Annotated in this window: 9 protein-coding genes; 5 read left to right on the plus strand and 4 right to left on the minus strand. The window is 72.8% G+C overall.

Going from position 1 to position 11,531, the window contains the following annotated elements:
• Nucleotides 1-1,739: murein biosynthesis integral membrane protein MurJ (gene murJ / locus GTW08_RS06445; protein WP_237453593.1), on the plus strand; the 1,739-nt coding region annotated here is incomplete at its 5' end.
• Between the two features lie 275 nt (nt 1,740-2,014).
• On the opposite strand, the gene GTW08_RS06450 is transcribed toward murJ, so the two are convergent.
• The gene (locus GTW08_RS06450) at nt 2,015-3,340 is read right to left on the minus strand and encodes a PA containing protein (protein ID WP_161151570.1); all 1,326 of its coding nucleotides are present in this window, start codon (nt 3,338-3,340) and stop codon (nt 2,015-2,017) included.
• A gap of 184 nt (nt 3,341-3,524) precedes the next feature.
• Here GTW08_RS06450 and GTW08_RS06455 point away from each other — a divergent pair, with 184 nt between their 5' ends.
• Nucleotides 3,525-4,625 (plus strand): adenosine deaminase, encoded by a 1,101-nt coding sequence (locus tag GTW08_RS06455; protein WP_161151571.1) that lies wholly within the window; start codon nt 3,525-3,527, stop codon nt 4,623-4,625.
• A 130-nt stretch (nt 4,626-4,755) separates the two neighbouring features.
• A complete protein-coding gene (locus GTW08_RS06460; RefSeq protein WP_073576393.1) occupies nt 4,756-5,313 on the plus strand; it encodes a TetR family transcriptional regulator in 558 nt (185 codons plus the stop codon).
• A 26-nt stretch (nt 5,314-5,339) separates the two neighbouring features.
• Here GTW08_RS06460 and GTW08_RS06465 read toward each other — a convergent pair whose 3' ends face one another.
• The 3 genes from GTW08_RS06465 to GTW08_RS06475 form a co-directional block, all read right to left on the minus strand.
• Nucleotides 5,340-7,814, minus strand: coding sequence for a cytochrome P450/oxidoreductase (locus GTW08_RS06465; protein WP_161151572.1), 2,475 nt, complete (start codon nt 7,812-7,814; stop codon nt 5,340-5,342).
• 161 nt (nt 7,815-7,975) lie between these two features.
• Nucleotides 7,976-9,238 carry a primosomal protein gene (locus GTW08_RS06470; protein ID WP_161151573.1) on the minus strand — a complete coding sequence of 421 codons (1,263 nt, stop codon included), beginning with the start codon at nt 9,236-9,238 and terminating at the stop codon, nt 7,976-7,978.
• 85 nt (nt 9,239-9,323) lie between these two features.
• Nucleotides 9,324-9,560 carry a hypothetical protein gene (locus tag GTW08_RS06475; protein ID WP_073576391.1) on the minus strand — a complete coding sequence of 79 codons (237 nt, stop codon included), beginning with the start codon at nt 9,558-9,560 and terminating at the stop codon, nt 9,324-9,326.
• Nucleotides 9,561-10,084: 524 nt separating this feature from the next.
• Here GTW08_RS06475 and upp point away from each other — a divergent pair.
• The gene (upp, locus tag GTW08_RS06480) at nt 10,085-10,708 is read left to right on the plus strand and encodes a uracil phosphoribosyltransferase (protein WP_161151574.1); all 624 of its coding nucleotides are present in this window, start codon (nt 10,085-10,087) and stop codon (nt 10,706-10,708) included.
• Between the two features lie 7 nt (nt 10,709-10,715).
• Complete coding sequence (locus GTW08_RS06485) at nt 10,716-11,465, plus strand: GDSL-type esterase/lipase family protein (RefSeq protein ID WP_073576389.1); 750 nt, start codon at nt 10,716-10,718, stop codon at nt 11,463-11,465.
• The last annotated feature ends 66 nt before the right edge of the window (nt 11,466-11,531 follow it).

An 11,531-nucleotide genomic window follows, 5' to 3' on the forward strand; every position in this document is an offset into this window, starting at 1 on the left:
GCCCGGACGGCGCCGCCGCGGGTCCGGGGACGCCCTCGCACGGCACCGCGCCGGCGGGGGAGACGCCCGGGGACGGCGGAGCACCGGCCCCGGGGACGTCCGGGGACGACCCCGCCGGGACCACACCGTCCGGCGGCGCGGAGCACACCGGCTCGCTCGTCCGCTCCTCCGGCATGATCGCGATCGCCAGCCTGGTCAGCAGGCTCACCGGCTTCGTCCGGAACCTCGCGCTGGTCGCGGTGCTGGGCTTCGCGGTCGTCAACGACTCCTACACGATCTCGAACACGCTGCCGAACATCGTCTACGAGCTGCTGCTCGGCGGGGTCCTGACCAGCGTGATGATCCCGGTGCTGGTCCGCGCCCAGGCCGAGGACGCCGACGGCGGCGAACGCTTCACCCGGCGTCTGCTCACCGTCGTCGGGGCCGCGTTGCTGGTCGCGACCCTGATCGCGATGGCCGCCGCCCCGCTGCTGACGAGGCTCTACCTCGGCTCGGGGGACACCGGGCAGGCCAACCCGGCCCTGGCCACGGCGTTCGCCTGGCTGCTGCTGCCGCAGATCTTCTTCTACGGCATCGGCGCGCTGCTCGGCGCGGTCCTGAACTCGAAACAGGTGTTCGGGCCGTTCGCCTGGGCGCCGGTGCTCAACAACCTGGTCCTGCTGGGTGTGCTCGTCGTCTACGTGCTCGTGCCGGGGGAGATCTCGGTCGACCCGGTCCGGATGGGTGACCCGAAGCTGCTGGTGCTGGGTGTCGGGACGACGCTCGGCATCGTCGTCCAGGCACTGGTGCTCATCCCGTTCATGCGCAGCATCGGGTTCCGCTACCGCCCGGTGTGGGGCTGGGACCCGCGGCTGTCGCTGGCCGGCGGGATGGCGCTGTGGATCGTGGCCTACGTGCTGGTCGGGCAGGCCGGCTACATCGTCACCACCCGGGTCGCCGCGTCGGCGTCCGAGGGGTCGGTCGCGACCTACATGAACGCGTGGCTGCTGCTCCAGGTCCCGTACGGGGTGCTCGGGGTGTCGCTGCTGACCGCACTGATGCCGCGGATGAGCCGCGCCGCGGCCAAGGGCGACGTCGACCAGGTCGTCACCGACCTCTCGCTCGGCGCGCGCCTGTCCACCGTCGGGCTCGTCCCGATCGCGGCCGTCATGACGGCGTTCGGCCCGTCCCTGGGCACCGCGCTGTTCTCCGTCGGGGCGGGCAGCGGGACCGGGGCCGAGCGCCTCGGTCAGGCCGTCGCCTGGTCGGCGTTCGGGCTGCTGCCCTACGCGGTCACGATGCTGCAGATGCGCGTGTTCTACGCGATGACCGACTCCCGCACCCCGACGCTGATCCAGGTCGGCATGGTGGGGGTCAAGATCCCGCTGTTGCTGGCGTGCCCGCTGCTGCTCCCGCCGGAGCAGGTCGTGCTCGGCCTCGCCGCGGCGAACGGGGTCTCGTTCGTCGGGGGCGCGGTGCTCGGGCAGTGGCTGCTGCGCCGCCGCCTCGGGCGGGCCCGCTCCGGCGAGGTCCTGGTGTGCCTGGCCAAGGTCGCGTCCGCCTCCGCGGTCGCCGCCGCCGTCGCCTGGGGTCTCACCCGGCTGCTGGGCCCGGTGCTGGCGGACTGGCCGGACGTGGCTCGCGCCTGGACCCTGCTGGTCGGGGGCGCGCTGATCGCGCTGCCGCTGGCCGTCGCCGGGATGCGGGTGCTGAAGGTGTCCGAGCTCGACGCCGTCTTCCGCCGCCTCGCCCGCCGCTGACCCTCCTGCGTCGCCCCCGCGGGGTGCCCCCAGGGGAACCTTCGTGGCTTAGAGCGCTACGAGAGTTCCCCTGGGGGCACCCCCGCCGGGGCGTGCGGGGCGCGGTTGGGGCGGAGCTGAGGGCAGGATCCACGACGACCTCCGTCCACCGGCAGCGGTGCGGAGACGATGGGACCGTCGCGGCCGGTTGTCACCGGCCGGTGCACGGGCCCGGAACGCACGAACGCCGCGCCCCCGGCGTGCGGGGCGCGGCGTCCGTCAGGAGAACCGGCGGCTCAGTCGTCCGGGTCGTCGCCGACCAGGTCGGCGGCGGAGGCACCGTTCTGGCTCTTCACCGCGACCTTGGCCCGCCCGCGGCGCTGGGCCGGGCGGGGCGGGGGCGGCGGGGCCTGCTGGGCGTACTGCCCACCCCGGCCCATGATCAGCTCCGCGAACGTCGCCATGGCCTCGTCGAGCTGGCTGGCGTTGCGGCGCTCGGACTCGGCGTTGGCCTTGGTGACCAGGTCGCTGACCGAGCCGGTGTCCGGACGGTCGCGCAGCACGGTGTCGAGGCCGGCGAGCCGGTCGTCGACGCCCGTCGAGAGCTTGTCCACGTCGCCGGCGAGCTTCTCGAGGCGGGTGTCGACCTCCCCGGTCAGCTTGTCGAGGCGGCCGTCGACGTCGCCGGTCAGCTTGTCGAGGCGGCCGTCGACGCTCTCGCCGAGCGCGTCGAACCGGCCGTCCACGGCCTCCGACAGCGACGACAGCCGCTCGGTGACCGAGCCGTCGAGCTCGCCGAGGCGGTCCTTCAGGGACCCGCCGAGCTTGCCGACCCGCTCCTTGACCGACCCGTCCAGGTCGGTCAGCTTGCCGTCGAGACCGGACTCGACCGAGTCGAGCCGGGTGCCGACCTCCTCCAGGCGGGCGGAGAGGGCCTCCAGCCGCTCGGTGAGGGCGTCGAACGCCGGGGCCGGGTCGACGGCCGGGCGCTGGGCCAGGTCCTCCAGGCGGCGGTGCAGGCCCACCGAGGTGTCGCCCAGCAGATTGCGCAGGCCCTCGCCGGTCTCCTCGAAGGAGTGCACGGCCGCGTCGAGCTGCTCGCGCACCTGACGCTCGACGCCGTCGACCCGCTCCTTGATCGGGGAGGCGACGGCGTTCGGCATCGCGTCGAGCCGCATCTCGTGCCGGTCGAGGCGGTTGTCGAGGTCGTCGAGGCGCTTGTGCAGGCCGCCCAGGCGGTCGTCCAGGCCGTCCATCCGGCCCGAGACGCCCTCGAGGCGCCCGCCCATGCCGTCGAGCCGCCCGTCGAGCTGGGCGATCGGCTTGGCCAGCTTGTCCGGCAGGGACTCGATGGCCCGGGTGATCGCGCCGAGCACGATCTCGGTGTTGTCCAGCTTGGACACGGTCTCGTCGAGGCGCTCGGCCAGGACGTTCAGCTCGGTCCGGTCGGGGAGTTCGGTGAGCTTCTTGCGCACGGTGCCGATGGCGTCCAGGGCCGCCAGCCGGGCGTGGATCTCGTCGAGGGAGTCGAAGATCTGCTGCTGTTCGCTGTCACGGATCTCGGCCGCTCGCATGAGCATGCCGCGCATCCGGTCGAACGAGAGGTTCGAAGTGTCGCTCATGGCACCTGCTGCGCTTCCTCTGAGCCAAGTGGGGAGTGCCCAGAGGGTAGCGACCGCCGTACGAGGGTCGACGGACGGTGTTGCGCTCGGCCGTCCGGGGCATGTCTCCGCGCCCGGATCGGGTCGATCATGGCAGGTCCGGGCGCCGGTCGTCGCGCGCCACGCCGCTCGGTACCGTGCCCGGGTGGCAGATCCCACCGCTCCCGTCCCGGTCACCCGCGACACCGTCCGCCGCGCCCCCAAGGTGCTCCTGCACGACCACCTCGACGGCGGCCTGCGGGTCGGGACCGTCGTCGACCTGGCCCGCGAGTACGGCTACGACAAGCTCCCCACCACCGACCCCGGCGAGCTCGCGGCCTGGTTCCTCGGTGCCGCCCACTCCGGCTCGCTGGTCCGCTACCTCGAGACCTTCGGGCACACCGTCGCCGTGCTGCAGACCCGGGAGGCGCTGACCCGGGTCGCGGCCGAGGCCGCCGAGGACCTGGCCGCCGACGGTGTCGTCTACGCCGAGGTGCGTTTCGCCCCCGAGCTGCACGTCGAGGGCGGTCTGGACCTCGACGCCGTCATCGCGGCCGTCCTCGACGGGTTCCGGATCGGCACCGCCCGCGCCGCGGCGGCCGGGAACACCGTCCGGGTCGGCACCCTGCTCACCGCGATGCGGCACGCCGCCCGGTCCCGGGAGATCGCCGAGCTGGCCGTGCGCCACCGCGACTCCGGCGTGGTCGGGTTCGACATCGCCGGCGCCGAGAAGGGGTTCCCGCCCACCCGCCACCTCGACGCGTTCGAGTACGTCCGTCAGCAGAACGCCCACGTCACCATCCACGCCGGTGAGGCGTTCGGGCTGCCGTCGATCTGGGAGGCCGTGCAGTGGTGCGGCGCCGACCGGCTCGGACACGGCGTCCGGATCGTCGACGACATCACCGTCACCGACGACGGCCCGCACCTGGGCCGCCTCGCCGCCTGGGTCCGCGACAGCCGCGTCCCGCTGGAGATGTGCCCGACCTCGAACGTGCACACCGGCGCCGCGTCGTCGCTGGCCGAGCATCCCATCGGGCTGCTCACCGACCTGCGGTTCCGGGTCACGGTCAACACCGACAACCGGCTGATGTCCGGCTGCACCATGACCAGCGAGATGTACGACCTGGCCGAGACCTTCGGCTACGGCTGGGACACCCTGCGCTGGTTCACCGTCAATGCGATGAAGTCGGCGTTCATCGGGTTCGACGAGCGCCTGGCGCTCATCGAGGACGTCATCAAGCCCGGGTACGAGGCCCTGTCGCGCTAGTCGTGCCGGCCAAGCCGACGCTCCTCGTCCCGATCGACACGACCGTGGTGGGCCCGGCGGTCCCCGCACCGGTGTCCGGGCCGACGCGAGGGCGCGGAGCCGCGTGTCACTGCTGTCCTACGCTCGTCGCATGAGTGCTCCTGCCTTCTACACCGAACTGCGCGCGTTGCGGCTCGAGAGGGTGCTGGACGCCTCGGTCGAGCTGATCACCGAGGAGGGCTGGGACCGGCTCAGCATCACCAAGGTCGCCCAGCGCTCCGGAGTGCCGCGGCAGAGCCTGCACAAGGAGGTCGGTACCAAGGCCGAACTCGGCCGCGCCGTGGTGGACCGTGAGGTCGAACGGTTCCTGGCGCGGGTGCAGGAGGGAGTGGCGGCCCATCCCGACTCGCTGGAGGACGGGATCGCCGCGGCGGCGCGCCACGCACTCGACCACGGTCGGGAGAACGCGGTCCTCGCCGCGGTCCTGCGTCCCGGCCACGACCACGGTCTCCTGGAGCTGGTCGCCGTGCATCCGGACGTCGTGCTCGGCAACGCCGTGCAGGCCCTCGGCGCCCAGCTCGGTGCGGCCGCCCCCGAGGCCATGGTCGACACCGTGGTCCGGCTCGTCCTCAGCCATCTGCTGCAACCGACCGTGGAGGTCGACCAGGCCGTGGACCGGGTCAGGCACGTGGTGCGCGGATTCGCCTGAGTCCCGGCCCCCCGACGGCAGCCGTCTCAGAGGTCCAGGACCAGTCGCCGGGTCAGCGCGCGTGACACGCACGTCATCATGACCTCACCCCGCTCCCGCTCGGCCCGCGAGAGCACCGCGTCGCGGTGATCGGGGGTGCCCTCGACGACGTCGGCCTCGCAGGTGCCGCAGATGCCCTCCATGCAGGAGCCCATCACGGCCACACCGGCCTGCTCCAGCGCGTCGAAGACCGACATGCCTCGAGCGACGTCCACGGTGACCCCCGAGGCGGCGCAATCGACCTCGAACGTGTCCAGCCCTCCCGTGGTCGGGTCGGCCACCGCGGCCACGAACCGTTCGAGATGCAGGCTGTCCCGGGGCCAGGTACCGCACCTGCCCTCGACCGCGTCGAGGAGTGCGCCCGGGCCGCAGCAGTAGACGAGGGTGTCGGTCCGCGGGGTGCCCAGGACCGAGTCGAGATCGAGCAGGCCGCGCTCGTCCTGGGGCCACACGGTCACCCGCTCGTCGTCGTCGAGCTCGTCGAGGAAGGCCATCGACGTCCGGGACCGGCCGCCGTACAACAGGTGCCAGTCGGCGCCGTCGGACCGGGCGGACTCGACCATGGCGCGGATGGGGGTGATGCCGATGCCGCCGGCGATGAACTGGTAGCGAGGTGACGGTTCGAGGGCGAAGTGGTTGCGGGGACCTCGGACACGCAGCGTGTGCCCCACATCCAGCGTGTCGTGCACGTACGCCGACCCTCCGCGACTCCGCGGTTCGCGCAGCACCGCCACCCTCCAGGGGGAGCCCGGCGCTGGGTCGCCGCACAAGGAGTACTGCCGTGTCAGCCCGCGGTTCAGGACCACGTCGATGTGGGCACCGGGCGCCCAGGCCGGCAAGGCGGCGCCCGTGGGGTCGGTGAGGGTCAGCTCGACGACCCCTTCGGCCACCTCGCGGCGCGACGCGACCTGCAGGTCCAGGAGGCCGGCGCCGCGCGGGGTGGCCCGCCCGACCCGGGACGACGACGTCGGCGTCGCGGTGGGGGTGGGCTCGGAGACGGGCGAGGCGGACGACGCCGCAGCCGGGGCCGCCCCCCGCTCGGCGGCCAGGGCCGAGCGGTACGGGCCGTCGCCGGGCCGCTCTCCACCCGCAGGCGTCAGCCGCACCATCATCGAGCTGTAGCCGCGCACGAAGTTCGACTGCACCCGGGTCGGTTCGGCGAGGACCTCGATGTCGTCGAAGCGTGCGAGCAGCTCCTCCCAGAGGATGCGCAACTGCAACTCGGCCAGCCGGCTGCCCATGCAGCGGTGCGGACCGATACCGAACGCAAGGTGGTGCCGTGCGTTCCGCCTGTCGATGAGGAACGAGTCCGGGTCCTCGAACGTCCGCTCGTCCCGGTTCGCCGAGGCGTACCACATGACGACCTTGTCGCCCTTGCGGATGAACTGGCCGTTCAGGACGGTGTCGCGCCTGGCGACCCGGCGCATGTAGGCCAGCGGTGTCTGCCACCGCAGGATCTCGTGGACCAGCTTCGGCACGAGCGACGGATCGGCCCGCAGCCGGTCGAACTGCTCGGGGAACTGGTTGAGGGCCAGCACGCCACCGGTCATCGAGTTCCGGGTGGTGTCGTTGCCGCCCACCACGAGCAGTACCAGGTTGCCCAGGAACTCCATCGGACGATGGATCAGGTCCTTGGTGTCCTCGGAGAGCTGCATGAGGGTGATGAGGTCGTAACCCGGCTCGTCACCGTCGGCGAGACGAGCCGCCTTCTCGTGCCACAGCTCGCTGAAGGCGCGTGCCATCTCCGCGGCGCCGCGGTAGATCTCGTCGGTGTTGTTGGAGCCGCCGGTCGCCGACGCGCTCGTCGCCACCAGATCCGTCCACTGCACCAGCTTGCGGCGCTGGTCGTACGGGAAGTCGAGCAGGGTGGCCAGCATCCGCGAGGTCAGCTCCACGCTGACCCGGTCGACCCAGTCGAACGGCTCTCCCACCGGCAACCCGTCGAGGACCTCCCGCACACGCGAACGGATCAGGCCCTCCATCTCCTCGAGGTTCTTCGGAGCCACGACACCCTGCACGGCTGCGCGCTGCTGGTCGTGGCGCGGCGGGTCCATCGCGATGAACATCTCGATGTCGAGACCGTCCGGCGGCGAACCGAGGACGATCTGCGGTTCCGCGGAGAAGGTCTCGAAGTCCTTGTCGACCCGCACGATGTCGTCGTACCGGGTGACCGACCAGAACGGCCCGAACGCGCTGTCGGCCCGGAAGTGCACGGGCGCCTCGTCGCGCAGCCGACGGAAGTAGGGCAGCCACTGCTGCTGACGCCACAGGAACGGGTTGCTGACGTCGATCTCGGTCAGGTCGAGGTCGGACACCTCCGCGATGTCGGACTCGCTGAAGCGTGGTTGCCCGTCACCGACCACCAGCCTCCTGGCCCGCTGCATCAGATGCAGCGCCTGGATCTGGCGGCGCATCGGGATCGCCGCCTGGGCTCGGGTGCGGACCTGATCGGGAACGCGCATGCCGTCGACCACCTTGTCGAGATGACTGCTGACGACATAAGCGAATCACAAGTCCCCGACGCTGACAATATCCGATCGAATGTCAGAGCTGGGGCATCCCGGAACGCCCCGGCGCTCCGGTTCTTCCGGCCCTGGGCAGGCCCCTTGCGGGGCCGATCGGGCTAGTGCTCCCGCAGCCGGGCCTCGAGCCCGGCGACGAGCTCGCCCCAGGACTGCGCCTCCTGGGTGAACGGCGGGCTGGGCGCCATCCGCGTCGGGTCCGGCCGCACGACGAACGACACGAGCCAGCCGAGGCTGTTGGACTCGGCGAGGACCTCGGCGGGCTCGGGGTCCCCGGCCCACTCGCCGACGTCGGTCAGCAGCTCCGAGGCCAGGTCGAGCTGGACCGGGTCCAGGTCGAGCACGCCCTCGGCGAGGTCGGGGCCGATCCCGGTCAGCACGTAGGTGTTCATGTCCTCGACGCCGCCGTCGAGCTCGCCGACGGCGGCCGCGTCGAGCACCTCGGCGAAGGTGACGGCCGCGGTCAGGTCGGTCCCGGCGACGGCGGGGTGCTCCCGGTCGGCCAGCGCCCGGAACAGCGCACGCTCGGAGCCGAACACGTCGATCCGGCCGTCGGAGCCGAGGAAGACCGGCTTGTCGTCGAGGTAGCAGCGCAGGCTGACCACGGAGCGGTCGCCGACCTCGATGCGGATCGGGTCGATGCCGACCTCGGCCCAGAAGCCGTTCGGCTCCTCCGCGGCGGTGTCGGCGTCCTCGGTGCTCGCGGCGAGCGCGGCGGCCTCGAGGGCCTCGTCGTCGTCGAGGGGCTGTTCGGCGAGACGGTCGCGCAGCTCCTGTTCCTCGGCGCGCGCCTTGTCCAGCGCCCCGGCGTCGAGGTCCGGTGTGGCGACGAGGTCGTCGACGGTGTCGACGATCCCGTCCCAGTGCGTCGCGATCGCCTCGGACAGCGCGGTCCAGCGCTTGGCGCCGTCACGTCCGGCGAAGGCCTGCTCGCCCTCGCGCAGCAGCGCGAACGTGGGCTCGCCGTCGAGCGCGGCGATCACGGCGGAGAGGTCGCAGACGTCGGCCAGCGACCGGACGATCGAGACGGTCTCGTGCAGCTCCTGCACGGTCAGCGCGTCCGGGTCGGCGGCGGCCAGCTCCGGCAGACCGACCAGGTCGTACCGGTGGACGGCGTCGGGGGTCAGCTCGGCGACCGCGAGCCCGGGGACCGCGGACCACGCGGGGTGGTCGGCCAGGTCGTGCTCGGGTGCGGTCCGCACGAACGCGGCGAGACCGGCCACCTCGTCGAAGACGAACACGTGCTCGTCGTCGCCGAGGAAGGCTTCCCACTCCTCGCCGTCCTCGCGCCAGGGGGGAGCCCACAGGGTGACCACGTCGCCCCGGGTGAGAGCGAGCCGGATCGGGACGATGTCGCTTGCCACGGGGCGAGCCTATCGTCGCGTCCTGCCGCCGGCCGGTCCCACCACCTCGGGTGTCGCCGGCCCGGCGGATCACGGTCGTGCGGGGTCAGGCCTGGGAGTGCAGTCGGACCACTCCGATGGACACGTCCTCGAGTCCACCCCGGTCGAAGTCGCGTCGCAGCTGGTCGGCCTTGACGGTCGCCGTCATCCCGTCGAACGGGCCGTGCGCGTCCACCTCCCCGGTCTGTGGGTCCACCGCCAGAACAACGTATCCGTCGCACTGCGTGAGCTTCTCCGCAGCAGCGATCAACGTCTGCTCCTCGGAAGTCGTGTTCTCCGGCATCGGATCACCTCCTTGTCGTCTAGTACAGCGTCGGCGGTGCCCTCGATGTGACACCGTTTCGGCCATACCACCCGTTCGGGTCAGGTGAATCGCGAGATCGGCGACCGCGCGTGCTGATCGCGGCACTCCACGCGGTCGATCACGCGATCCGGGGAACCGGCCGTGTCCGACCGGCAACCGTTGGTGATCACGGTTCCGCTCCGGGATCGGCTGTCACGCAAGGTCTGCGAGGGTGTCCGCGGCCTCACCCGGGAGGACGAGGAGATGCATCCGGCCGGTCCCGGCGTCACTCGTCGGTGAGCGCGTGCTTCTCACGCTTCGTGAACCGTGACACGCATCCGTGTCAACGTCCGGGGATGACGTCCCGGTGTCCGTCCGGTCACGGGACGGCATCGTCGCAGGACACGGAGCGCGTCCGGCCGTCGGGTCCCACGGCCCGGCGGGGCGACGGCACCGGATCGGTGGGCCGGGCGCCTCCTCACGGGGGATCTCCGCGCGGCCCGGCCGCCGTAGGCTGTGCGGCCGTGGACACGATCGTCGTCGCCCACCCGCTCGCGCGGGCCCGGCTCAGCACCATGCGGGACGCCCGCACCGACAACGCGACCTTCCGGGCGGCGTTGCGCGAGCTCACCCTGATGCTGGTCTACGAGGCCACCCGCTCGGCGCCGCTGGCCGAGGAGCGGATCCACACCCCGGTCTCGCGGACGGTCGGCCACCGGCTCGCCGTCCCGCCGGTGCTCGTCCCCGTGCTGCGGGCCGGGCTGGGGATGGCCGAGGCCGCGCTGAACCTGATCCCGGACTCGCAGATGGGCTTCGTCGGCATGGCCCGCGACGAGACGACCCACCGGCCGGTGCCCTACATGGAGTCGCTGCCCGACAGCCTCGTCGGGCGGCCGGTGTTCGTGCTCGACCCGATGCTGGCCACCGGCGGCTCGATGGTGCACACCGTGGAGCTGCTGACCCGCCGCGGCGCCGACGACGTGACGGTCCTCTGCGCGCTGTCCGCGCCGGAGGGCGTGGAGCGGCTGCGCGCATCCGGGCTGCCGGTCCGGATGGTGACCGCCAGCATCGACGAGCGGCTCAACGACTCCGCGTTCATCGTCCCCGGCCTCGGCGACGCCGGGGACCGCCAGTTCGGCGCGGTCTGAGTCCGCCGTGAGGCCCTCCCGCCGCATCCTCACCGGGGTCGTGGCGACGGTGGCCGCGGTCGCGCTGTCGGCGCTGCCCGCGGCGGACCGGCCGGAGGACGCCGAGGTGCCCGCCGCCGTCGACGATCCCGGGGTGGTGCGGGTGATGCCGCTGGGCGCGTCGTCGACGGTCGGGGTGGGGAGCCCGGCGACGGCCGGTTACCGCCTCCCGCTGTGGCAGCGCCTGGCCGCCGACGGCGTCCGCATCGACTACGTCGGCTCCCGCAGCTCCGGGCCGGACGCGCTGCCCGACACCGACCACGAGGGCCGCTCCGGCTGGACGGCGGCCCGGATGGTGCCGATGACGGGCGGTTGGGTGCTGGCCGCGCAGCCGGACGTCGTGCTGCTGCACGCCGGGACCAACGACCTGTTGCAGGACGCGAGCGCGCGGGCGACGGCGGCGAGCCTGGACCGGCTGCTGGACCGCGTGTTCGCAGCCGCACCGCACACCCACGTGATCATGGCCGGGGTGTGGGCGCCGCTGCCGAAGCAACGGGCCGAGCGGGCGCGGCTGGCCGAGTACCTGCCCCGGGTCGCCGCCGCGCACCGGGCGGCCGGGCACTCGGTGGAGTTCGTCGACACCGCCACCCTGTTCCCCGCCGGGCGGACCGCGGACGGCCTGCACGCCGGACCGGGCGCCTACCGCACGATCGCGTCGGTGTGGGCCGACCGGATCGAGGCGCACCTCGGGGTGCGGCCCGCCACCGGGCGCCGGTAGCTCAGCCCTCCGGCATGACGGTCGCGGCGACGACCGCGCCCAGCTCGCGGCACGCGGCCCGGGCGG

Source organism: Pseudonocardia sp. SID8383, assembly GCF_009864975.1.
GTDB lineage: Bacteria > Actinomycetota > Actinomycetes > Mycobacteriales > Pseudonocardiaceae > Pseudonocardia > Pseudonocardia alni.

What these genes read in the sequence shown, in the direction of transcription:
- GTW08_RS06450 (WP_161151570.1), bottom strand. Translation starts at nt 3,340, where the DNA reads ATGAGCGACACTTCGAACCTCTCGTTCGACCGGATGCGCGGCATGCTC.
- GTW08_RS06460 (WP_073576393.1), top strand. Translation starts at nt 4,756, where the DNA reads ATGAGTGCTCCTGCCTTCTACACCGAACTGCGCGCGTTGCGGCTCGAG.
- GTW08_RS06465 (WP_161151572.1), bottom strand. Translation starts at nt 7,814, where the DNA reads ATGCGCGTTCCCGATCAGGTCCGCACCCGAGCCCAGGCGGCGATCCCG.
- GTW08_RS06475 (WP_073576391.1), bottom strand. Translation starts at nt 9,560, where the DNA reads ATGCCGGAGAACACGACTTCCGAGGAGCAGACGTTGATCGCTGCTGCG.